This is a genomic window from Burkholderia sp. L27(2015) (assembly GCF_009765705.1).
Taxonomy (GTDB): Bacteria; Pseudomonadota; Gammaproteobacteria; order Burkholderiales; family Burkholderiaceae; genus LMUX01.
On the sequence record NZ_LMUX01000021.1, the window covers coordinates 107,698 to 130,671 of the forward strand.

General features: G+C 61.1%; 16 protein-coding genes and 1 pseudogene. 6 read left to right on the top strand and 11 right to left on the bottom strand.

The genetic code is table 11. The annotated features are described in order from the left end of the window. The first annotated feature begins 1 nt into the window (after position 1). From GSQ77_RS18940 to GSQ77_RS18950, 4 genes and pseudogenes are all read left to right on the top strand, one after another. Complete coding sequence (locus GSQ77_RS18940; protein WP_158904332.1) at positions 2-964, top strand: hydrogen peroxide-inducible genes activator; 963 nt, start codon at positions 2-4, stop codon at positions 962-964. Positions 965-1,470: 506 nt separating this feature from the next. Beyond that, positions 1,471-2,558: pseudogene (locus GSQ77_RS18945) on the top strand (catalase); the annotation flags it as partial. A 3-nt stretch (positions 2,559-2,561) separates the two neighbouring features. After that, entirely contained in the window at positions 2,562-2,897 is a 336-nt protein-coding gene (locus GSQ77_RS29605; protein WP_254067801.1) for a catalase-related domain-containing protein, read from the top strand. 133 nt (positions 2,898-3,030) lie between these two features. Further along, the gene (locus GSQ77_RS18950; protein ID WP_158904333.1) at positions 3,031-3,519 is read left to right on the top strand and encodes a Dps family protein; all 489 of its coding nucleotides are present in this window, start codon (positions 3,031-3,033) and stop codon (positions 3,517-3,519) included. A gap of 83 nt (positions 3,520-3,602) precedes the next feature. On the opposite strand, the gene GSQ77_RS18955 is transcribed toward GSQ77_RS18950, so the two are convergent. Then, positions 3,603-5,162, bottom strand: coding sequence for a methyl-accepting chemotaxis protein (locus GSQ77_RS18955; RefSeq protein WP_254067700.1), 1,560 nt, complete (start codon positions 5,160-5,162; stop codon positions 3,603-3,605). Between the two features lie 384 nt (positions 5,163-5,546). Between GSQ77_RS18955 and ubiA the strand changes: the two genes are divergently transcribed. Then, positions 5,547-6,407: a 4-hydroxybenzoate octaprenyltransferase gene (ubiA, locus tag GSQ77_RS18960; RefSeq protein WP_158904334.1), complete on the top strand. Its 861-nt coding sequence runs from the start codon at positions 5,547-5,549 to the stop codon at positions 6,405-6,407. An 8-nt stretch (positions 6,408-6,415) separates the two neighbouring features. Here ubiA and proC read toward each other — a convergent pair whose 3' ends face one another. The 6 genes from proC to GSQ77_RS18990 form a co-directional block, all read right to left on the bottom strand. Next, complete coding sequence (gene proC / locus GSQ77_RS18965) at positions 6,416-7,228, bottom strand: pyrroline-5-carboxylate reductase (RefSeq protein WP_158904335.1); 813 nt, start codon at positions 7,226-7,228, stop codon at positions 6,416-6,418. 29 nt (positions 7,229-7,257) lie between these two features. Then, positions 7,258-7,959: a YggS family pyridoxal phosphate-dependent enzyme gene (locus GSQ77_RS18970; protein ID WP_158904336.1), complete on the bottom strand. Its 702-nt coding sequence runs from the start codon at positions 7,957-7,959 to the stop codon at positions 7,258-7,260. A 103-nt stretch (positions 7,960-8,062) separates the two neighbouring features. Next, positions 8,063-9,286, bottom strand: a complete 1,224-nt coding sequence (gene glcF / locus GSQ77_RS18975; protein ID WP_158904337.1) for a glycolate oxidase subunit GlcF — start codon at positions 9,284-9,286, stop codon at positions 8,063-8,065. 79 nt (positions 9,287-9,365) lie between these two features. Continuing rightward, on the bottom strand, positions 9,366-10,448 hold the full coding sequence (gene glcE, locus GSQ77_RS18980; protein ID WP_158904338.1) for a glycolate oxidase subunit GlcE: 1,083 nt from the start codon (positions 10,446-10,448) through the stop codon (positions 9,366-9,368). Then, complete coding sequence (locus GSQ77_RS18985; RefSeq protein ID WP_158904339.1) at positions 10,448-11,941, bottom strand: FAD-linked oxidase C-terminal domain-containing protein; 1,494 nt, start codon at positions 11,939-11,941, stop codon at positions 10,448-10,450. The genes glcE and GSQ77_RS18985 overlap by 1 nt, the downstream gene beginning before the upstream one ends. 161 nt (positions 11,942-12,102) lie before the next feature. Further along, entirely contained in the window at positions 12,103-13,476 is a 1,374-nt protein-coding gene (locus GSQ77_RS18990) for an FAD-binding oxidoreductase (protein WP_254067802.1), read from the bottom strand. A 318-nt stretch (positions 13,477-13,794) separates the two neighbouring features. Between GSQ77_RS18990 and GSQ77_RS18995 the strand changes: the two genes are divergently transcribed. Further along, positions 13,795-14,346, top strand: a complete 552-nt coding sequence (locus GSQ77_RS18995) for a cob(I)yrinic acid a,c-diamide adenosyltransferase (protein WP_158904340.1) — start codon at positions 13,795-13,797, stop codon at positions 14,344-14,346. A 17-nt stretch (positions 14,347-14,363) separates the two neighbouring features. Here the strand turns inward: GSQ77_RS18995 and aroG are convergent, their stop codons facing one another. The 4 genes from aroG to GSQ77_RS19015 form a co-directional block, all read right to left on the bottom strand. Then, on the bottom strand, positions 14,364-15,437 hold the full coding sequence (aroG, locus tag GSQ77_RS19000) for a 3-deoxy-7-phosphoheptulonate synthase AroG (RefSeq protein ID WP_158904341.1): 1,074 nt from the start codon (positions 15,435-15,437) through the stop codon (positions 14,364-14,366). Positions 15,438-15,772: 335 nt separating this feature from the next. Continuing rightward, entirely contained in the window at positions 15,773-17,239 is a 1,467-nt protein-coding gene (tldD, locus tag GSQ77_RS19005) for a metalloprotease TldD (RefSeq protein ID WP_158904342.1), read from the bottom strand. Positions 17,240-17,391: 152 nt separating this feature from the next. Then, a complete protein-coding gene (locus GSQ77_RS19010; protein WP_158904343.1) occupies positions 17,392-18,237 on the bottom strand; it encodes a carbon-nitrogen hydrolase family protein in 846 nt (281 codons plus the stop codon). A 137-nt stretch (positions 18,238-18,374) separates the two neighbouring features. After that, complete coding sequence (locus tag GSQ77_RS19015) at positions 18,375-22,919, bottom strand: YhdP family protein (RefSeq protein WP_158904344.1); 4,545 nt, start codon at positions 22,917-22,919, stop codon at positions 18,375-18,377. Between the last annotated feature and the right edge of the window lie 55 nt (positions 22,920-22,974).

Genomic DNA, 22,974 nt, shown 5'->3' on the forward strand with positions numbered 1-22,974 from the left:
CATGACGCTTACTGAATTGAAATACATCGTCGCAGTGGCCCGCGAACGGCACTTTGGCCGGGCTGCCGAAGCCTGTTTTGTTAGCCAGCCCACCTTATCGGTTGCGATCAAAAAGCTCGAAGACGAGCTCAATATCCAGATTTTCGAACGCGGTACCAGCGAGGTCAGCGTCACCCAGATCGGCGAACAGATCGTCGCCCAAGCGCAGCGCGTGCTGGAGCAGACGCTCGCCATCAAGGAAATCGCCAAACAAGGCAAGGATCCTTTGCTCGGGCCGCTGCGCCTGGGCGTGATTTACACCATAGGACCGTACATCCTGCCCACGCTGGTGCGACGGATGATAGATACCGTCCCGCAGATGCCGCTGATGCTGCAGGAGAATTTCACGCTCAAGTTGATCGAACTGCTCAAGCAGGGTGAAATCGACGTCGCCATCATGGCCTTGCCATTTCCGGAAACGGGTTTGATGGTGCGCCCGCTCTATGACGAACCATTCGTGGTGGCCTTGCCCAAGGGCCATCCGTGGGAAAAGCGCAAGGCCATCCACGCCGAAGACCTGAAACAGGAGACCATGCTGCTGCTGGGCAACGGCCATTGTTTCCGCGATCATGTGCTGGGCGTGTGCCCGGAGCTGATGCGTTTTTCGCAAAATGCCGATGGCATCCAGAAGACCTTTGAAGGGTCGTCGTTGGAAACCATACGCCATATGGTTGCCAGCGGCGTGGGTATCACCGTGCTACCGCGTACCTCCGTGTCGGATTTCGACGGTGAGCATATGAACAGTACCGACAGCGGCATGTTGACTTATGTGCCGTTCGAAGCGCCGGTCCCCGACCGGCGCGTGGTGTTGGCCTGGCGCAAGAGCTTTACGCGCATGCCGGCGATCGAAGCGATTTGCAAGGCAGTGATGTCGTGCGAACTACCTGGCATCGAGATGCTGGATTTACCGGCGCAGATGAGTTGACGCGATTGCGCAACGATGACTACGCGACAGGGCCCTGCGTCGCAACTCGGCGATACGGCTAAGCGATACGACTAAACGAAGCGAATCGGTACACGACGCTCGATCGCTCGAAAACAAAAACCCGCAGACGCGGGTTTTTTTACGATTGAGGCGCGCTATTCAATAGATATATTTTATTGATTAGTCTGTTTTGATAGTATTTAATAAGATTCTTCCGTGGTCACCGATAGCGCGTCAGAACGGAGGAATACATGCAAACCAGCTCACATCACCCCCTGAATTTCAGCACGTTGAATTGGCTGGCCAGTTTCGACATTGTCAAAACAGTCGTCACCGAAGCGCTAGTGCATCGCGCATTAGCGGTCTGAACGCTTCGTAGCCGCTGCCGGCTTTAGCGAGCACTCTCCCGCTGCTTTTCTTGCCTATCCCTGGGCGCCGGTTGTTCGTGGGACCGCGCCCATCAATTCACTACAAGACTGAAGAGAAAAATCATGACCTCATCCAAAATGACCAACGGCGTCGGCGCTCCGGTTGCCGATAACCAGAATTCGTTGAGCGTCGGCGCACGCGGACCGCTCGCGCTGCAAGACGTGTGGTTGCTCGAAAAACTCGCGCATTTCGACCGTGAGGTCATTCCCGAGCGGCGCGTGCATGCCAAGGGGTCTGGGGCCTTCGGGACCTTGACCGTCACGCACGACATCAGCCGCTTTACGAAGGCCGGTGTATTCAGTGAAGTCGGCAAGCAAACGCCTTTGTTCATGCGTTTTTCGACCGTGGCGGGCGAGCGTGGCGCGGCGGACGCCGAACGCGATGTGCGCGGCTTTTCGGTCAAGTTCTATACGGACGAAGGTAACTGGGACTTGGTCGGCAATAACACGCCGGTGTTTTTCATCCGCGATCCGCTCAAGTTCCCCGATTTTATTCACACGCAAAAGCGCGACCCGCAAACAATTTGCGTAATCCCGTGGCGGTGTGGGATTTCTGGTCACGTCATCCGGAGTCGCTGCATCAAGTCACGATATTGATGAGTGATCGGGGCATTCCGCAAAACTACCGGCAGATGCATGGCTTCGGTTCGCACACGTACTCGCTGATCAATGCGAACAACGAGCGCTTCTGGGTGAAATTCCACTTCAAGTCGATGCAGGGCATTGCGAACTACACGAACGAAGAAGCCGGCCAAGTGGTGGCCAGCGATCGTGAAAGCGCCCAGCGCGATCTGTTCAATCACATCGCGCAGGGTAACTTCCCGAAATGGACGGTGCGTATCCAGGTGATGCCCGAAGCCGATGCGGCGGTCTATCCGATCAACCCATTCGACGTGACCAAAGTATGGCCGCACAAGGACTATCCGTTGATCGACGTGGGCGTGCTGGAGTTGAATCGCAACCCGGCCAATTATTTCGCGGACGTGGAACAGGCCGCATTCACGCCGGCCAATGTGGTGCCCGGTATCGGATACTCGCCCGATCACTTGCTGCAAGGGCGGCTGTTCTCGTATGGTGATGCGCAGCGCTATCGGCTCGGCGTCAACCATGCGTATATACCGGTCAATGCCGCACGTAGCCCCTCGCATGCACCGCACCGGGACGGCGCGATGCGCACCGACGGTAACCTCGGCGGCACGGTGAACTACGAACCCAATCGGTTCGGCGAGTTCGCCCAGACTCCGTCGGCGGCTCAACCGCCGCTGCCGGTGAGCGGTGCGATCGGCCACTACGATCATCGCGAGGACGGCGACTACTACAGCCAGCCGGCCGCCTTGTTCCGTTTGTTCGACGAGGCGCAACGGCAGCGTTTCTTCAACAATATCGCAAGCGCCATGCAGGGCGTGCCTGAAGATATCGTCGCGTGCCAGCTCGAGCATTTTCGCAAGATCGATCCGGCCTATGCCGCAGGCGTGGAGATCGCGTTGGGCCGCAACGTGAGGTAATGAAGCCCGGCGTCTGGCGACCGGCGACCGGCGACCGGCGTGCGCATTGCACGCCGTGTCGGCCGAACTGTTTCAAGATAAACTGGGGTCGGCATCCGTACGAAATTGCAACTGATCTTCTAAGGAGTGAGTTATGGCGAAAAAAAATCCGCCCCCAAGTGTCAATATCGGCATCAATGACAAAGACCGCAAGAAAATCGCGGAAGGGTTGAGCCGTTTGCTCGCCGACACGTACACCTTGTACCTGAAGACGCACAATTTTCACTGGAACGTGACCGGCCCGATGTTCAATACATTGCACCTGATGTTCGAAGGGCAATACACCGAGCTGGCGCTGGCCGTCGATTCGATCGCCGAGCGCATCCGCGCGCTGGGCTTTCCGGCGCCGGGCAGCTACAAGGAATACGCGAAGTTGTCGTCAATTCCGGAAGCGGAGGGCGTGCCCGAGGCCAATGAGATGATCCGCCAACTGGTGGAGGGCCAGGAAGCCGTGGTGCGCACCGCGCGCGGCGTATTTGCGCTGACCGACGAAGTCCACGACGAACCGAGTGCCGACTTGCTGACCCAACGCATGCAAATCCATGAAAAGACCGCATGGATGTTGCGCGCGATGCTGGGCTGAACTGCCGGCTGCGACCCACGTGATCGAAAAAAAGCGCTGAACTTCAGCGCTTTTTATTTGCCATTTTCCCGCCGTCCGTATGCTCAGTCGCGTCCACCCGTGTCCGCCACCCGGAACACATTGACGGCTTCACGCAACGAGCGCGACTGCTCTTCCATCGATTGCGCAGCGGCTGCCGCCTGTTCAACCATGGCCGCGTTCTGCTGGGTGGTCTGGTCCATCTGCGTGATCGCGATATTGACTTGCTCGATGCCGCGGCTCTGCTCTTCCGAGGCCGCGGAAATCTCGCCGATGATGTCGGTCACGCGCTGCACCGCCTGCACGATCGAGGTCATCGTGGTGCCGGCGCGCTCGACCAGACCACGCCCGGTATCCACCTGATGCACCGATGCCTCGATCAGGCCTTTGATCTCCTTGGCGGCTTCCGAGCTGCGCTGAGCCAAATTGCGCACTTCGCCGGCCACCACCGCGAAGCCGCGGCCGTCTTCGCCGGCGCGGGCCGCTTCCACCGCAGCATTCAGCGCCAGGATGTTGGTCTGGAATGCGATGCCTTCGATCACCGAAATAATATCGACGACGCGGTTCGAACTGGCCGCAATGTTTTGCATCGTGTCGACCACTTGCTGCACGACCGTGCCGCCTTCGCCGGCGATCTGCGATGCGCTGGACGCCATCTGGTTGGCCTGGCGCGCATTGTCTGCGGTCTGTTTGACGGTGGCGGTGAGCTGCTCCATGCTCGCCGCGGTTTCGCCCAGCGAGGCGGCTTGCTCTTCGGTGCGTGAGGACAGGTCGAGATTGCCGGCCGAAATTTCTTGCGCCGCCAGCGTAATGGTTTCAGTACCGCTGCGTATCTGCTGGATGGTGTCGGTCAGGCGGCCCTGCATGTTATGCATGGCAAACAGCATGCTGTTGCGGTCGTCGGCGCGCAACGCAAGCTTGCTGGTCAGGTCGCCGCTCGCGATCGTTTCGGCAATCTGCGCTGCGTACCCGGGTTCGCCGCCCAGGCTGCGCTTGACGTTGCGTATGATGAGTGTCATCGCTAGCGAAATCAGGCCGCCGATGACCAGCACCACGATAAAGTATTGCAGCAGATTGGCGTAAAACGCGGTGTTGATGTCCGCCATGTAGACGCCCGAAATCAGATACCAATCCCATGGTGCGAAGCGCTTCACAAAACTGATTTTCGGAGCCCACACGCCGTTCAGGCGCCCCACGTAGCTGAGGAACCCCTGGCCGTTGGTTTGCCCGATCTTGACCATCTCGACAAACATCTTCGTGCCTTTGGGATCGGCGTAATCGGAGACGTCCTTGTTGCGCAGGTCGGCGAGCACCGGATGCATGATGACGACCGGGTGGGCGGTTGAGATGATCATGTAGCCGCTATTCGGATAGCGCATCTCGCTCAGACGATCCATCGCTTGCTGCTTGGCTTGTTCGAGCGTCAATTTTCCGGCGTCGACTTGCTTCGCATAATCGTCGACGATCCCGTACGACGATTCGACGACATTTTGTACGGCGCCCTTGCGCTCACTGAGCATCGTGGTGCGCGATTCCCACGCGGCCCAGCCGCCCAGCAGCAAAAGGCCCAACCACGTAACGGCAAGCGCCAACCATAACTTCGCGTTCAAACTTAGACGACTCAATCTGCTCTCCCGGGCATGCGCTTACTTTAAAGGCATGAGTAAATGAAATGGGCTCACGCCGCTACCTTTAACATAACGACCAAGTGGAACGATTTCTTGACAAGGGAAAACACTTAGTAGAACGGGGAACGAGCGCATAGGGTGAAGGATAGGCATAGGACAACAGCGCGAGCGGAGAGCGCCCGGTAGCAGGCTCTTAATTGCAAGGGATACTCGAAACCGCTTTAAAATGCGACAGTTGACGTTCCCGGCCGACGTTCTCGGTAGATGTCCCCCGGGGCAACGTCACCCGCGTTGATGTCACTGATCGACATCCTCCTTAAGCCCTGCAAGCCTGCGGTCGCGCCGGTTTGGTATCCAACTCCAACTCTGACTCTATTCGCCATGCTTGCCCGCTTACCGCTTTACCTGCGTCTGATTCGGATGGACAAACCCATCGGCAGCTTGCTGTTGTTGTGGCCCACGCTCAACGCGCTTTGGATCGCCTCCGACGGCAGACCTTCGTTGCCCATGCTGACGATCTTCGTCGTGGGAACGATACTGATGCGCTCGGCCGGCTGCGCGATCAACGATTACGCCGATCGCGATTTCGATCGCCATGTCAAACGCACCGAGAACCGGCCGCTGACTTCCGGCGCGATTCAGCCGTGGGAGGCGCTGGCGATTGCCGGGACGCTCACGGTGCTGTCGTTTCTGTTGATCCTGCCCCTCAATTCATTGACCAAGCTGCTGTCTATCGCCGCGGTGATCCTGGCCGGCAGCTATCCGTTCACCAAGCGATTTTTCGCGATTCCCCAGGCGTATCTGGGGATAGCCTTCGGCTTCGGCATTCCGATGAGTTTTGCCGCGATACAGGGTCAGGTGCCTGCGGTGGCTTGGGTGATGCTGTTGGCCAATGTGTTTTGGTCGGTCGCTTACGATACCGAATACGCGATGGTCGATCGCGAGGATGATTTGAAGATCGGCATACGCACTTCAGCGCTGACGTTCGGGCGGTACGACGTGATCGCGATCATGCTGTGCTACGCCGCAACGTTGTTGATTTATGTGGGGATAGGCGTGTGGCTTGGGTTGGGCTTGCCGTTCTGGGCGGGACTGGGTGCGGCGGCCGGGTGCGTGGTCTATCACTATCGCCTGATTCGCGATCGTGACCGGATGGCGTGCTTCGCGGCCTTTCGCCATAACAACTGGCTCGGCGGCGTGTTGTTTGCGGGGATCGCGTTGCACTATTTGATTTGCGGGTAGCGACGAGATCAAGCGTTACCGAATTCGTCGCCCATTGCTTCAGCCCGATGGTGCGCCGCCAATGCACCACGCGCGATCGCCGTGCCCACTTGATCGGTTTCAAAAGAAGCGAGTGCCGCCGCCGTCGTGCCGCCCTTCGAGGTAACGCGCTCGCGCAACGTGCCGATCGGCTCAAGCGTTTGGGCCGCCAATTGCGCCGCGCCCGTGAAGGTCGAGACCGCGAGCTTGCGTGCCTGTTCTGCGTCGAAGCCGAGTTCCAGCGCGGCCTGCTGCAGCGCTTCAATGAAATAGAACACGTAAGCAGGGCCACTGCCGGAAATCGCCGTCACGGCATCAATGTCGCTTTCGGCTTTGCACCAGACCACTTGACCGACTGCCGCCAGCACCTCACCCGCGAGCGCGCGCCCAGCCTCGTCTACGTCGGGTAGGGCGGCCAAGCCAGTCACGCCCATGCCGATCAGTGCGGGCGTGTTGGGCATCGCGCGCACGATACGCGCATAGCCGCCCAGCCAGCGTGCAATATCGATGCCGCGTATGCCGGCGGCGATACTGATGATCAACTGTGTGCCGATAAACGGCGCCAGCGCGGTCGCGACTTCCTTCAGCACCTGCGGCTTGACCGCCAACACGATGGCGTCGAAATCCTGCAGGTGAGGCCCGACCGCACCGTAGGTCTTGATGCCGAATTGCGTTGCGAGATGCACGAGCGTGTTCGCGTTCGGATCGATTGCGCCCAGGCCATTGGCCGCCACGCCACGTTTGAGTAGGCCGCCGATCAAGGCGCTGGCCATATTGCCGCCGCCGATAAATAGAATCTTCATAGGGAATTCCGTCAGGGTTGAGAGGGGCGTTAGCTAGTGGCGTAAGTGCGTGCGCCGAAAATCGCGGTGCCGATGCGTACCATCGTCGCGCCTTCCAGCACCGCGGCTTCGAGGTCGTTCGACATGCCGGCGGACAGCGTATCGAGCGCAAGGCCGTCGGCGCGCAGCGTTTCATACAAGTCGTGAAGTGCGCGGTGTGGCGCGCGTTGTTGATCTAGCTTGTCAGCACTTTCGGGAATTGACATCAACCCGCGCAGGCGCAACCGAGGCAAGGCGGCGATCGCGTGGGCGACTTCGCGCGCGGTGTCGGGCGACGCGCCGCTTTTGCTGGCTTCACCGCTGATGTTGACTTGCAGGCAGAGATTGAGCGGCGGCAATTCAGCCGGGCGCTGCTCGGACAGCCGTTGTGCGATCTTCAGGCGATCGACGGAATGCACCCAGTCGAAGTGTTCGGCGACTTGGCGCGTCTTGTTGCTTTGGAGCGGGCCGATGAAATGCCACTCGAGCGCGTCGCGCACATCGGCTAGTTCAGCGATCTTGCCTAGCGCTTCCTGGACGTAGTTTTCGCCGAACGCGCGTTGGCCTGCGGCGTAGGCGTCACGCACCGCTTGCGCCGGGAAGGTCTTGGACACCGCCAGCAGCGTTACGCATCCGGCGGGACGATGAGCCGCCTGCTCGGCCTGCGCGATGCGGGCATGGGTTTCATCGAGATGTGCTGCAATCTGGGACATGAGGCGTGGATCAGTGAGAAATCTTCGGGCGGGCGGAGACCACGATTTCTCGATTATAGCGGTGTGCAGTCGGCAGGATCGGCGGTCTTAAATCAACATCCGATCAATTCAACATGCGATCGAGCAACTCCACCCAGTGCATCACCGGTATCCCCGTGCCGCTTTGCAAATGCGAAATGCAACCGACATTTCCCGACACGATCATCTGCGGCTCGGTCGCGGTCAGTTTTTCGACCTTCTGATCCCGCAACTTATACGACAACGTCGGTTGCAACACCGAGTAAGTCCCAGCCGACCCGCAACACAAATGCGAGTCCGCAGGTAGCCGCACTTCGATGCCCAGCGCACTGAGCAAGCCTTCGACCGAACCGCGTATCTGCTGCCCGTGCTGCAGCGTGCACGGTGGATGGTAGGCAATCGTATGCACGCTGCCGCGCGTCGTCATCGACAGCAGCTCGATTTCGAACTCAGGCAGCACCTCCGATATGTCGCGCGTGAGCGCCGAGATGCGCATCGCCTTCTCCGCATACATCGCGTCGTCACGCAACAGATAACCGTATTCCTTAACCGTCACGCCGCACCCGGATGCATTCATCACCAGCGCTTCCACACCCTGCTCGATGTACGGCCACCACGCATCGATATTGCGCCGGATATCGTCCAGCCCTTCGTCGTTATAACCGAGATGCAGGCGAATTGCGCCGCAGCAGCCGGCATTGGCGGCAACCAAAGACTGTATGCCCAGCGCGTCGAGCACGCGCGCGGTGGCGAGGTTCACGTTGGGCATCATCGCGGGTTGCACGCAGCCGGCCAGCATCAGCATCTTGCGCGGGTGTTCGCGGGTCGGCCATACGCCGACATTTTGTTTGGGCGGTACTTTGTCGCGCAGCTTTTTGGGCAGCAGCGGTCGAACCTGCTGGCCGAGCTTGAATGCCGGCGCGAACAACCGCGCATTGGGCAAGAAATTGGCGAGCGCGCGTCGGATGAAACGCTGCCCCAGCGGGCGCGAAACTCTTTCTTCGGCCACTTTTCGGCCGATCTCAATCAGGCGTCCGTATTGAACGCCCGAGGGGCAAGTGGTCTCGCAATTGCGGCAAGTCAGGCAGCGGTCGAGGTGAGTCTGCGTGAGCTGCGTGACCGCCGCGCCTTCGACCATTTGTTTGATCAGGTAGATGCGGCCGCGCGGGCCGTCGAGCTCGTCGCCCAATAGCTGGTAGGTCGGGCAGGTAGCGGTACAGAAGCCGCAATGTACACATTTGCCCAAAATGGCTTGTGCTTCATCGCCATCGGGTGTGTTGCGAATGAACTCGGCAAGAGTGGTTTGCATGCGGGCAGGAGTTGTGATTGGGCTACGTGCGGCTGGAGCGCCGCACTCGGTCGTTTCAGTCTGACACTTCCGGGCACAACTAGAAATCGGGATAAAGCCTGCCTCGATTGAAAATTCGCGCCGGATCGAAGGTCGCCTTCAGACCTCGGTGGATTTTCATGAGTGCCGCGGGTAGCGGCGTGAATACACCGCCCTGACGCGATTGTTCATTGCCGGGCCCCGGCCTGAACAGGGTGGCGTGACCGCCTGCGTGACGCGCCGCCATGCGTACCTGCTGCGCGTCGACATCGGTGATCCACCAACGTTGCGAGCCGCCCCATTCCATCAACTGCTGTCCGGCCAGCGGTTCGGCGATGGACGGTAGCGATAGCCGCCACAACGCAGCGGTGGGCGAAAGGTCGCTGAAAAAAGAGTCGGTCTGCTCGCGCAAACCTTCCCAGAAGCGCGCCGCTTCGATGGCGTCGACCGCTTCGCCGCCCAACTGCGTGCGCGCTGCTTTGACCGCGGCTTCCGCACCGGCCAGACGCAGCGCGAGCGTGCCGTCGCGCCAGGCGCTTGCCGTCACGGGCAAGGCTCTACCGGCCCACTCGTTGAGCTTGCGCACGGCATCGGTCGCACTGGTGTCGAATTTGAGCGTGGTTTCCGCGAAAGGACGTGGCAACACCTTGACCGAAATTTCGAGCAGCAGGCCCAGTGTGCCCAGCGCACCGGCCATCAAGCGCGAGACATCATAGCCGGCAACGTTTTTCATCACCTGCCCGCCAAAATGCAGCACTTCGCCACGACTATTCATCACCACCGCGCCAAGCACGAAATCGCGCGGCGCACCGGCACTCTGGCGACGCGGGCCCGCCAGTCCGGACGCGATGCAGCCGCCCAGGGTCGCGCCCGATCCGAAATGCGGCGGCTCGAATGGCAACATCTGGTTGTGTTCAGCCAGCTTGGCTTCGATTTCGGCCAGCGGCGTGCCGCTGCGCGCGGTGATCACGAGTTCGGCGGGGTCGTAAGCGAGGATGCCGGTATGTTCATGCGTGTCGAGGATCTCGCCTTCCAGGGCTTGGCCATACCAGTCCTTGGTTCCGCCGCCGCGGATACGCAGGGGGGTGTCGTGTCCGGCGGCGTGGGTCACACGCTCGCGCAACGATAGTGTCAGATCCGTCATTAAAACCTCGGTAGCTCGGGGTGTGGCAACAATCCGCCGCGTATGTGCATCTTGCCGTATTCGGCGCAGCGCGCCCGGCTGGGTATGCCTTTGTCCGGATTGAGCAGGCTCGCCGGGTCGAAGGCGCGCTTCACCGCAAAGAACGCATCGCGCTCTTCGGGCGAGAACTGCACGCACATCGAATTGATTTTCTCGATGCCTACGCCATGCTCGCCGGTCACGGTGCCGCCCAGCTCGACGCAGGCTTCGAGTATGTCCGTGCCGAATGCTTCGGCACGGTGCCATTCGTCCATATCGTTGCCGTTGAACAGGATCAGCGGGTGCATATTGCCATCGCCCGCATGGAACACGTTCATGCAGCGCAGTTGATAGCGCACCTCCATCTCGGTGATGCGCTTGAGCAAGACGCCGATACTGCGGCGCGGGATCGTGCCGTCCATGCAGTAGTAATCGGGCGAGATCCGACCCGCGGCCGGGAATGCGTTCTTGCGCCCTGACCAGAAGCGCAGCCGTTCGGCTTCCGAGCGCGATACCTGGATGCGCGTCGCGCCGTGATCCCTGAGCACGACCGTCATGCGCTCGATTTCTTCGCTCACTTCCTCTGTCGTGCCGTCGGATTCGCACAGCAGAATTGCCGCGGCGTCGAGGTCGTAGCCCGCCTTGACGAACTCTTCGACAGCGCGCGTTGCGGGCTTGTCCATCATCTCCAGGCCAGCCGGAATAATGCCGGCCGCAATGATAGCGGCCACCGCATTGCCGCCTTTTTCGAGGTCGTCGAAGCTGGCCATGATCACTTGCGCGAGCTGCGGTTTCGGCAGCAGCTTGACCGTCACTTCGGTGACGACCACGAACATGCCTTCGCTGCCGATCACGACCGAGAGCAGATCGAGGCCCGGCGTATCGAGTGCGAGCGAGCCGAATTCGACCACTTCGCCTTCCATCGTCACGGCACGCACGCGCATCACGTTGTGTACCGTCAACCCGTATTTCAGACAGTGGACGCCACCCGAGTTTTCGGCGACATTGCCGCCGATCGAACAGGCGATCTGCGAGGACGGATCGGGCGCGTAGAACAAGCCGTAGGGGGCGGCCGCCTCAGAAATCGCGAGATTACGCACGCCGGGTTGCACCGTTGCGGTTCGCGCGTAGGGATCGACGTTGAGGATTTTCTTAAAGCGCGCCAGCGACAGCACCAGCCCTTGCTGCAACGGCATGGCGCCGCCCGACAAGCCCGTGCCCGCGCCGCGCGGCACCACCGGGACGCTGAGCTTATGGCAGACCTGCAGGATGCGTTGTACCTGGAGTTCGGTTTCGGGCAATGCGACGGCCAGCGGCACGGTTCGGTACGCGGCCAATCCATCGCATTCGTACGGCGTGGTGTCTTCGGCACGGTGTAGCAAGCCGTGGCTGGGCAATATGGCGCTGAGCGCCTGGACCAGCTCGCGCTGCCGGATCGCCAGCGCATCGGCCGAGAGTTCTGCCGGTGCATTCATTGAAAGTCTCCTGTGACGCGCCCGGTAAGCCGGTGTTTTTGCGCCCGACTGGTGGAATCCATTGGCGAATTCATTAGCGACTCGATCAGCGCATCGATGATCGAGTCACTTATTGGGTCGCTTATCGTGTCGGCTGTCTGATCGCTTATTGGGTCGATCAGTCAGACGAAAATCTTGCCTGGGTTCATCAGGTTCTGCGGATCGAGCGCCTGCTTGATCGAGCGCATGACGCTGATGGCGTCCTCGCCGTGTTCTTCGATCAAAAAGCCCATTTTATGCAGACCGACACCATGCTCGCCGGTGCAAGTGCCGTCCATCGCGAGGGCGCGACGTACCACGCGCTGGTTGATCCGTTCTGCCTCTTCGAGCTCGGCCGGCTGAGTCGGATCGATGAGCATCGCGACGTGGAAATTGCCGTCGCCGACATGGCCGACGATCGGGCAGGGCAGCGACGATGCCAGCAGGTCGCGTTCGGTCTCGATGACGCACTCGGCCAAGCGCGAGATCGGCACGCACACGTCGGTCGTGACAGCGCGGCAACCGGGCTTGAGTTGCAGCATCGCGAAGTACGCGCTGTGCCGCGCGTTCCATAGGCGCGTACGGTCTTCCTGCCGCACCGACCATTCGAAGCCTTCGCCGTGGTTGCTGTCGGCCAGCTCCTGGACACGCTCCGCTTGCTCCTTGACGCCGGCTTCGGTGCCATGGAATTCGAAGAACAGGGTCGGCATTTCGCGCAGCGTGAGTTTCGAGTGCAGGTTGATCGCGCGCACCGCCAGTGCATCGACGAACTCAGCGCGCGCGACCGGCACACCGAGCTGGATCGTTTCGATCACGGTACGCACGGCATCCGCCATGGTCGGAAACGCGCAGATGGCGGCCGACACCGCTTCGGGCTGCGGATACAGCCGCACGGTAATTTCGGTGATCACGCCCAGCGTTCCCTCGGAGCCGACCATCAGGCGGGTCAGATCGTAGCCGGCCGACGATTTGCGCGCGCGGGTGCCGGTCTTGACGATGCGGCCATCGGCCAGCACGACGGTCAGCCCGAGCACGTTTTCGCGCATGGTGCCGTAGCGTACGGCGTTGGTGCCGGAGGCGCGGGTGGCTGTCATGCCGCCAATGCTGGCGTCAGCGCCCGGGTCGATCGGGAAAAACAAGCCGGTATCGCGCAGCGCCTCGTTGAGCGTCTTGCGGGAAATGCCGGGTTCGACCGTGACGGTCAGGTCTTCCGCGTTAATCGAAAGCACTCGGTTCATGCCGTTGAGGTCGATCGACACACCGCCGCGCACGGCCAACAGGTGGCCCTCGAGCGACGAACCGGCGCCGAATGGAATGATGGGCACTTGGTAGCGTGCGCACAGGCGCACGATGGTGGCCACTTCTTCGGTGGTCTGGGCAAACACCACCGCGTCGGGCAATTCCGGGTCGTACGGTGATTCATCGCGGCCGTGATGTTCACGCACCGCCGTCTTGTTGGAAACACGCTCGCCGAAGGCTTCCTGCAGCGCGCTGAAGAGTTCAGCGGGGAAGGGCACGCGTGTATTGGCGGGTGCGGCGGCATGGGTGGCCGCATGCGCTACCGCATTTGCCACATTCTCCACTTCCGTGGGAGGAACAGGATGGTTCAAGCTTGTCTCCAGCGCTTCGAACAACCGCACATCGGGTTGTATCGACGAATAATTCGGGGCTTATTATCGCTTTGTATGCCCTTATTCTACTGCCGATCGGGGTCTCGGGTGAATTCGGGTTTGTCGTTTGGCGCTTGCACGCGTTGTATGCTGCGCGGCGACAAAATCTATAATAGGCAGGCGCAGATATCAGCGCAGCACTAGCGAATTCGCAACAGGACAGCCATGGGCCATCGTTTGAGCAAAATCACCACCCGCACCGGCGACGACGGTACGACCGGCCTGGGCGACGGCAGCCGGGTAGGCAAGGACGAGGCGAGGATCGCAGCGATCGGCGACGTCGACGAACTCAATTCGAACCTCGGCGTATTGCTGGCCGAATCGTTGCCGCCCGCAATCCGGGTTCAACTCACGGCGATTCAGCACGATCTATTCAACTTGGGCGGCGAATTATGCATGCCGGGACACAGTGTGATCAGCGGCACCGAGGTGGCGCAACTGGATCATTGGATCATCGAGCATAACGCCGAGCTGCCGCCGCTACGCGAATTCATCCTGCCGGCAGGCTCGCGCGCCGCGTCCCTCGCGCACGTTTGCCGCACGGTGTGCCGGCGTGCCGAGCGCTCGATTGTGGCGTTGGGGCGCAATGAGCCGCTCAATGCTGCGCCACGGCTCTATATCAACCGCTTGTCCGATCTGCTGTTCGTGTTGGCGCGTGTGTTGAATCGGGAGAACGGCGGCGACGAGGTGCTTTGGCATTACCCTCGTCGCGACTAGGCGAGTTCTAGCAGCGCTCAGTTGCCGCTGCCGCGCACGCGACGGCGCTCCTTGACTGCGGCGGCCAGCGTTTCCAGCACGCCCAAGCTATCGTCCCACGCAATGCAGGCATCGGTGACGCTCTGACCATATACGAGCGGCTCGCCCGGCACGAGGTCCTGCCGTCCCGCAACGAGGTTCGACTCGATCATTGCACCGACGATGCGTTCGTCGCCACCGCCGATTTGGCGACCGATATCGGCGCACACCGCGATCTGGTTCTCATGCTTTTTCTCACTATTCGCGTGGCTCGCGTCTATCATGAGACGGGCCGCCAAGCCGGCCCGGCCGATATCGCCGCAAGCGGCGTCGACACTGGCTGCATCGAAGTTGGGCTGCTTGCCGCCGCGCAAAATGATGTGACAGTCTTCGTTGCCCGAGGTGGACACGATCGCCGAGTGGCCGCCCTTCGTTACCGACAGAAAATGGTGCGGTTGCGATGCGGCCTTGATCGCGTCTACCGCGATTTTGACGTTGCCGTCGGTGCCGTTCTTGAAGCCGATCGGGCAGGAAAGGCCCGAAGCCAATTCACGGTGCACTTGCGACTCGGTGGTGCGCGCACCGATCGCGCCCCACGAGACGAGGTCGGCGATATATTGCGGGCTGATCACGTCGAGATATTCCGTGCCCGCCGGCACACCCAGCGAATTGATCTTGTACAGCAACTCGCGAGCCATGCGCAGACCGTCGTTGATCTTGAAGCTATTGTCCATGTACGGATCGTTGATCAGGCCTTTCCAGCCCACCGTCGTACGCGGCTTTTCGAAATACACCCGCATCACCACTTCGAGTTCTCCGGCGTAGCGCTTGCGTTGCTCCATGAGCTTGCCGGCGTATTCCAGCGCGGCCTGCGGATCGTGTATCGAGCACGGCCCGATGATCACGATCAAGCGGTCTTCCATGCCGTGCAGTATGCGGTGCATCGCTTGACGCGAGCGGTAGATCAGCTCCGAAATCTTTTCTTCGCAAGGGAATTCCCGAATCAGATGCGCCGGAGGTACCAGCTCTTTCAACTCTCGAATTCGGACGTCATCGGTGTTATGCGGGGGCATGCTCAATTCTCCAGAAATAATGTGCGGTGTCTTGCGAGGCGAGCGGGTTGACTGAGGAACACGCTGCGCCGGATAAAAAAAAACCGCCAGACTCGCTGGCGGTTTTCGTGGATCCTGCAGGGCTCGTTACAAACCCTCTCCTTCCGCCAGCGGTTCGAGATAGCTATAAAAATAAAACCAGAACGTGGCGAACATGGAAAGGCGACCCAATATGAGATGTTTCGATGTGTCTTTATAACTCGTAGAAGCGTGTTTGACAAGCGTCTACATCATAAAATGCGGAATTCACGCGTGTGAGGCATGAATTTCGCACGAAGTGTGCGTATTTTTGCGGATTAAGCAGTGCCGCCAACCGTCATACGGTCGATGCGCAAGGTGGGCTGACCCACACCTACCGGCACGCTTTGCCCTTCTTTACCGCACACGCCTATGCCAGTATCGAGCGCCATGTCATTGCCTATCATGCTGACGTCCTTGAGCGATTCCGGGCCGCTGCCGATCAGCGTGGCGCCCTTGACCGGGTAGGTGATCTTGCCGTCTTCGATCATGTAGGCTTCTGAAGCGGAGAACACAAACTTGCCGTTGGTGATGTCCACCTGACCGCCGCCAAAATTGACCGCATACAGGCCGTGCTTGACGGATTCGATGATCTCCTGCGGATCACGCTCGCCGTTGAGCATGTAGGTATTGGTCATGCGCGGCATCGGCAGCGCAGCATAGGATTCGCGGCGCGCGTTGCCGGTGACCGGCATTTTCATCAGGCGCGCGTTAAGCGTGTCCTGGATATAGCCCTTCAGGATGCCGTCTTCGATCAAGGTCGTGCACTGGGTCGGATTTCCCTCGTCGTCGATGTTGAGCGACCCGCGGCGGTTCGGCAGCGTGCCGTCGTCGACCACGGTAACGCCCTTGGCGGCCACGCGCTCGCCGAGCTGCCCGGCAAACGCGGACGAGCCCTTGCGGTTGAAATCGCCCTCCAGCCCGTGGCCGATGGCTTCGTGCAGCAGCACGCCGGGCCAGCCGGGTCCGAGCACGACCGTCATCGCACCCGCCGGGGCTGGGCGCGCATCGAGGTTGAGCAAGGCCGCGCGTACCGCTTCATCGACGTAACCGGACAGTAATTCGTCACTGAAATAGTGATAGTCGTAACGTCCGCCGCCGCCGCTGCTGCCGACTTCACGCCGGCCGTTCTGCTCGGCGATGACGGTCACCGACACGCGCACCAGCGGCCGGATATCGGCGGCCAGGATGCCGTCGCTGCGGGCCACCAGCACCACATCGTATTCACCGGCCAAGCCGGCCATCACCTGCGTGATGCGCGGGTCGCGGCTGCGCGCCATCTTTTCGATGCGCTCCAGCAAGTTGACCTTGGCGGTAGCGTCCAGCGAATTCAAGGGATCCTGCGGCAAATAGAGATCGCGACCGAACGTGCCTTTCAGGGAGCTGGCCACCTTGATGCGTTGTCGTCCGCCGCCCGCTTTGGCGATCGCCTTGGTGGCCGCAGCCGCTTGCATGATGGCTTCGGCCGACAGGTCGTCCGAATACGCAAACGCGGTGCGCTCGCCGGCCACGGCACGCACGCCGACGCCTTGGTCGATGCTGAAACTGCCCGATTTCACGATGCCTTCTTCGAGACTCCAGGCTTCGCTGCGGGTGGTTTGGAAGTACAGGTCGGCGTAGTCGACCCGATGCGTGAAAATGTCGCCCAACACCCGCGTCAAGAGCGCCTCGTCGAGCCCGTAAGGGGTCAGGAGAAGGTCCTTGGCGGTTGCCAGATTGCGGATGCCCGGTTCTATAAGATTCATGCTCGCTTCTTCGAAAGTAATATGCGGTGTAAGTCGTTTAATACCCATAACTTACACCAATCCGCATTTTCCAGCCGGTGTCGGTGCAAGTGACAGCGTGGCGTTGCATTGTGACAATGGTCGAAGTGCAGCCCGGCCCGGTCGGGCACCGTTCAGCCCAGCACCCGGTGCCGCAGGGCCGGCAGGCTCTGCCGCACTTCGGCGATACGTTGCGGGTCGACGTATCCTGCAACCACGCCCGGACCCTCCTCCCGTTGCGCGACCCGTTCTCCCCAGGGATCGATCAGCATGCTGTGCCCCCAGGTGCGGCGGCCGGTTTCGTGTGTGCCGCCTTGCGCCGCCGCGAGCACGTAGCACTGGTTTTCCACGGCGCGTGCGCGCAGCAGCAACTCCCAGTGGGCACGGCCGGTGGTGTAGGTGAATGCCGAGGGCACCAGCATCAGCGCGCAATCGCCCAAGGCGCGGTATAGCTCGGGGAAACGCAGGTCGTAGCAGACTGACAGACCGACGCGGCCCGCCGGTGAGTCGAAGGTGCTGACCTGCTCACCGGGGCGGATGGTTCGTGCTTCGTCGAACTGATCCTGGCCCTTGCTGAAGCTGAATAGATGAATCTTGTCGTAGCGCGCAACCTGCTGGCCCTGTGCGTCGAACACCAGCGTGGTGTTCATGACGCGCGTGGCTTCCGGCGCGACCAGCGGCAAGGTGCCGCCGATCACCCAGACGTTGTTGCGTCGCGCCGCATCGGCAAGAAAATTCTGGATCGGACCGTCCCCGGGCGTCTCGCGCAAGGCCACCTTGTCGGTATCCTTGAAACCCATGAAACAGAAGTATTCCGGCAGCAGCACAAGTTCAGCGCCGTCGGCTGCCGCCTGGGCAATCAACGCACCGGCATCGGCGAGATTACGCGCGAGGTCGGGGGTGCTCACCATCTGCAGGGCCGCTACCTTGACCGGGGCGGCGGGTAGCGGGCTGGCAGATTCGGTGCGGGATGGGTTCATACGGTGGTTTCTCCCTCATGGCTACAGCGTAGATCGCAGGGTTACAGCATAGATTGCAGCGTAGATCGCGACGGCGGCGGGCGTCAATTAGATCGAGACGCCGGCCCGCATTAATTAGATCGAGACGCCGGCACGCGTCAGTGCGCCGGCGCGGATGCGGGCGGCGTGGTGTCTTTGGCGAGCGGATTCTTGAAGAACTTGCTGCGGTCCTTGATCTTGCGGATCTGTGGGGCGGCCCAGGAGCCTGTGACCGCATACTCTATGGATAGCGCCTGCGCCAGCGAATTGGATAACACCAATTGGGCGACGAAGGTGCCCAGGCCCAGCACCGGGTTGATTGCGGTCGCCGCCAACGCAGCCGAGCTGGCGCTTAACACTGGCACGACCATGACACGCAGATCTTGCGTTTCTTGGGGAATATCGGCGGTGCCGTGCATCGAAATTTTTGCCGGCGAGCTATTCAGTTTGAAATCGTCGATATGGATGATGCCGCGCCGCACGTCGCTGGTGGCGGTGATCGAATCAAACGGCAGGCCCGCGCCGAAAATGTCCCGGAAATCCAGCGTCAGAAAGCGCGACAGGCTTTGCAGGCTGAATACGCCCAGCAGCTTCGCTATGCCTGGGTCGACCTTCAAAAATTCGCCGCGTTTCAATTCGGCTGCCAAATGGCCATCGAGCGTGGTGCTGTCTATGGCGTCGGGACCGCCGCGCCAGCCGATATGACCGCTCAATGTGCCATTGCCCTTTTGCAGTGTGTGGGGCAAGCCCAATTGATTCAGCAAAGCACCGGCATCGGCAATGTCGAGTTTGAAATCGAGTTCGGTGCGGCGCAAGTCCTGAGCCGGCGGCGTGTCCTGCACTTGCGCCGGCGATTCGGCCAAGACAGACGATACGGCGAAGACAGACGGCGCGACGCTGGCCGGACTGCCTGGATTGTTCAAGTTGGTCGCATTCAAAGCGGTAGCGGTAGCGGTAGCGGTGGCGGCCGCGGCGTCACCGCTTGGCAGCCGCCAACTACCTGTGGTGGTCAGCGTGGCCGCTGGACTGGTAACTTTCAGCGAGTCGAGTTGCCAGACCGGCACGCCGTCTTGCCGCAGATTGCGTGCCTGCAGTTCGAGTTTGCCGAAGTGGCGATTGGACACGGTGAAGTCATCGACCGTCGCGTTAATGGCGGGGAATTGCTGCCGCTCGGTGCGCAGTCCCTCCATCAGCGCAGCGCCCGTGCGTGCGGGGGGAATATTCACGTGTGACAGGTGCGTTTCGAGCTCGCCGGCAGGACTAAGCGGACTGTGTGGGCGCCATAGCGCATGTCCCGTCACCTGATCGGATTGCAGATCGCCTTGCCATTGGTCGTTCATGTGGCTGCCGTCAAGGGCGATGTTGTCCCACTGCCGCGAAAACAGGTTTAGCGCGCCCACATGGGCTTTGAAAGTGGTCGGCGAATAGCCGCCGGCCATGCGCGGTCTTGGCGCGTCGGTCGCCGGATCCGAGGAGGAGAGCGGGAACGTGGGTCTGGTTTTGGCTTCGGGGGGCTGCAGGCTGCTCAGTGTCTTGCGCCATGCGTCCAGGTCCAGATGATCGAGGTCGACCTCAAGCGCCACGCCACGCGCCGGTAACGGCACCGTCTTGTTCACACCGATGGCGCCGCGCAATACGGTCGGTTCGGCGTCGGCAGATGGGTGATTGCGCAGTACATACGCCAGTGAGACCGGCCCGAGTTGCGCGTCGATTTGCTCGATCGGCGCCTTTTTCATGACAGTCGGTCCGTCATCTTTGGATGCTGCTCGTGGGGGGATTGTGTCGGCCTCTGGCTGCGTCGATCCTGCAATCGAAGTACCCACCGAAGCACCATCGGAAGCACCCACCGAAGCACCACCCGAGCCCACATTCGCGGCTTGCGATAGTGAGATCAGCGAAAACCGCAACGGCATCGGTGTGCCGGCGGCTTTGCCCAGCGGGGCAGGGAGATCGATCGCCATCGCGCTCAGGTCCGCGCTCGCCGTGATGTCCGCCGTGGCGTGGGGCGCCGCGTGCACCACGACGCGGTAAGGTGCTGTACCGCTTAACCGCCGTGCCACCGCGCCCTCCATACCGTTGGGCAGTTCGGTGCGCAACGCGTCGGCGGTGATGCTGCCGTCGACGTTGACCGCGAGCGTGCCGTCCTTTGTCATCCCGCCATCGAAACGCACAGGCTCGCCCAGGAACTCACCGCTCAGGCGTTGTAGCGTCATCGTGCGGTCGGCGGCAAATTCGACTTTGCCTTGCAAGCGGGTCAGCGGCGGCAAATCGCCATAACTGAGCGTGTCGTTCTTCAAGTCGAGCGTGCCGGCCACGTCGGTACGCTCTTTACGCTCGTCGCGCGACACACCGAGCTTGAGTGCGAGCCCCGTTTCGCCCTGGCCGCTGAGTTTCTCGGTGATATGGCCGCTGGCGAGCGCGATCGGGCTGGCATTCACAAAGGCCAGCAAGTCGGACATCGGACCCGCTCCCTGGCCTTCGATAACCAGGTCATCGTCGCGCGTGGAGAGATTGGCGATTCGCCCTTCGACGTGGCTCAGATTGAATTGCCGATAATGGGCTCGATCAATCGTGAACCCCAATTTTTCGCGATTGATCTCGAAGCGCCCCGCAACGCCGTCGATGCTGGGCCACTGCTCAGGACGGCCATCGCTCATCAGCGGCGTGGGTACCGACGTAGGGTCGAAAATACCGTCCTGGAACGGCGCCACGATATGAAACACGCCAGGGCGGCTCGGGTGATCGAACGGGAAGTTTTCGAGTAGTCCGCTAACTTCGACGCTCGCGTCGGTGGACGTGCCGCCGCGCAGCGCGTGCTCCAGGTAGGCACGCAGCTTGGCGCTCAAACTGGTGGGGAGATAACGCGGTACAGCCGCCACTTCCAGATGAGAAAAATTCGACAGCAGGTCAAGCGAACCGGGGCCGCTGTCGGTCTTGGCGTAGGTGACCCGGGTGTGCACGGTCGCATCGGCGTTGCTCACCGACAGATCGTCGGTATGAACTTTGACAGTGCGTTGCTCGCCATTCTTGCCCAGCGCCCAGTCGAGGTGGCCGCTCAGCGTATTGAGATCGATCTTCGGCTGATCGAACAGGCCTTCGATGGTGACCGATGCGCTTTGCGACGCCAGAGCCAGGCTGCCGCCTTTTTCGGTGGCGTAGATGTGCCCCGACAGATTTTCGAAACCCGGTTGGCCCACATGCGGATGGCCCAATGGTGTGAGCCCCGGCGCGGGGGGCTGCGGCGCAATGCCGAGGTTGTCGAGGTCGGCGTCGATCTGGTAACTGACGATAGGCACGCTGCGGCTGACTTCCGCTTCGGCGACGTCGGCCGCCGTGGCGGGTGCGGCGCGCTCCCACTTCACCGTGTAGTTGCGTAGCACGCCGCGCGGATCGTACCGTTGCAATTGATCTTCGATCGTGCGGGGCACCGGCAGCTTGCGCGAAAATTCGGCCAGCAGGCCCACATCCACTTGGTCGCCATGCAGGCTGAACGCTTGGCCCTTACCTACCGTCGGCCGGAGGTAGACCGCATCGAGCTGGCCCAGCGAGAGCAGCCGGTCGAGCGGGGTGCCATCGGAAAGCGGTTTGGGATCAGACAGCGCCATCGATAGGTCGCGCACGGCCAATCGATATTCGCGGCCGTCGTGTCGCAGATCGAAATGCATTGCCAGAGACGGGGAATCGATCTCGGGCAAGCTTGGCGTGACATGCAAGGCGAGCGCGTCGCCGTTCAGTTCACCTTCCACCGCGTTGACGTTCATTTTGCTAAACGACAGCGTGAGGTTGCCGCCCATCTGGCCGCCGCTGGCCTGGATCGGCAGGTCGACATATCGCCCGAGCGTGGGTAAATCGAGTGCGCCGATGCTCAGATACGCGCGTCCATTCCAACTGGCGGGTGCGCCCGGGTCGGCCAGCACGCCGTGACGAAAGCGCGCCCGGAAATCGAGCGGCCCCTTTAGCCACGTGCCGTCACCGTCGGCCTGCAGCCCGATCCGATGCGTGAGGCTGAAATTGAACACCGCCAATTTGATATTTTTCAACGTCAGGTCGGGCAGCCCACGTGCATTGTCACGCCACGTCAGTGTCCCGCCTCGAATCAGTACGGCGCCCTGGGTAAAGAGCCAATGAGTCAGCTTGTCATCGTGCTCGCCGCTGGCTTTGATCTGGACGCCGGCCACTTCGATACTGCCGTCGGCTCTGCGGGTCGCCAGCACCACGGGGTTTTGGATCTCGAGGCGGGCAAAGACCGGCGTGAGACGCAGAATCGAGCGCCAGGCCAGCGTGGCCGATGCATGCGGTACGGTTAGTGCGGGCGCACCCGTCGGGTCGCGTACAGTCAGGCCGGAAAGTTCAAGCCGCGGGGCGAAACCGTCCCAGCGAGCCGATATCGATTGCATCGACACCTGCGCATGCAGCGCATTGGACGCGGCGGCTTCGATGGCGGGGCGAAACGAGTCGATGCGCGGCATGACTACGAAACGCAGGGAAAGCGCCGTAACCGCCACGGCGAAGTACATCACGATCGCCAGTACGATCATGAACTCCAGCGTGCGCCACAATACCCGTTCGCTCAATACCCGCCACAAGGCTCGGGATATTTCATCCGTCGGCTCGGGCTCAGCGGCAACACTGGGTAACTCAATGAGGTCCTTACGGTCAGGCATACTGCTTGGCTTGGGCGAGCTGTGATAGGTTGCTGAAATATCGACCGACTGTAAC

Excerpts from the sequence above, each read along its gene's own strand:
- GSQ77_RS19010 (WP_158904343.1), bottom strand. The coding sequence starts at position 18,237 with ATGAACCCATCCCGCACCGAATCTGCCAGCCCGCTACCCGCCGCCCCG.
- GSQ77_RS18950 (WP_158904333.1), top strand. The coding sequence starts at position 3,031 with ATGGCGAAAAAAAATCCGCCCCCAAGTGTCAATATCGGCATCAATGAC.
- GSQ77_RS29605 (WP_254067801.1), top strand. The coding sequence starts at position 2,562 with ATGCGCACCGACGGTAACCTCGGCGGCACGGTGAACTACGAACCCAAT.
- GSQ77_RS18995 (WP_158904340.1), top strand. The coding sequence starts at position 13,795 with ATGGGCCATCGTTTGAGCAAAATCACCACCCGCACCGGCGACGACGGT.
- glcF (WP_158904337.1), bottom strand. The coding sequence starts at position 9,286 with ATGCAAACCACTCTTGCCGAGTTCATTCGCAACACACCCGATGGCGAT.
- GSQ77_RS19015 (WP_158904344.1), bottom strand. The coding sequence starts at position 22,919 with ATGCCTGACCGTAAGGACCTCATTGAGTTACCCAGTGTTGCCGCTGAG.
- GSQ77_RS18970 (WP_158904336.1), bottom strand. The coding sequence starts at position 7,959 with ATGTCCCAGATTGCAGCACATCTCGATGAAACCCATGCCCGCATCGCG.
- aroG (WP_158904341.1), bottom strand. The coding sequence starts at position 15,437 with ATGCCCCCGCATAACACCGATGACGTCCGAATTCGAGAGTTGAAAGAG.
- proC (WP_158904335.1), bottom strand. The coding sequence starts at position 7,228 with ATGAAGATTCTATTTATCGGCGGCGGCAATATGGCCAGCGCCTTGATC.
- ubiA (WP_158904334.1), top strand. The coding sequence starts at position 5,547 with ATGCTTGCCCGCTTACCGCTTTACCTGCGTCTGATTCGGATGGACAAA.
- GSQ77_RS18940 (WP_158904332.1), top strand. The coding sequence starts at position 2 with ATGACGCTTACTGAATTGAAATACATCGTCGCAGTGGCCCGCGAACGG.
- GSQ77_RS18985 (WP_158904339.1), bottom strand. The coding sequence starts at position 11,941 with ATGAATGCACCGGCAGAACTCTCGGCCGATGCGCTGGCGATCCGGCAG.
- tldD (WP_158904342.1), bottom strand. The coding sequence starts at position 17,239 with ATGAATCTTATAGAACCGGGCATCCGCAATCTGGCAACCGCCAAGGAC.
- glcE (WP_158904338.1), bottom strand. The coding sequence starts at position 10,448 with ATGACGGATCTGACACTATCGTTGCGCGAGCGTGTGACCCACGCCGCC.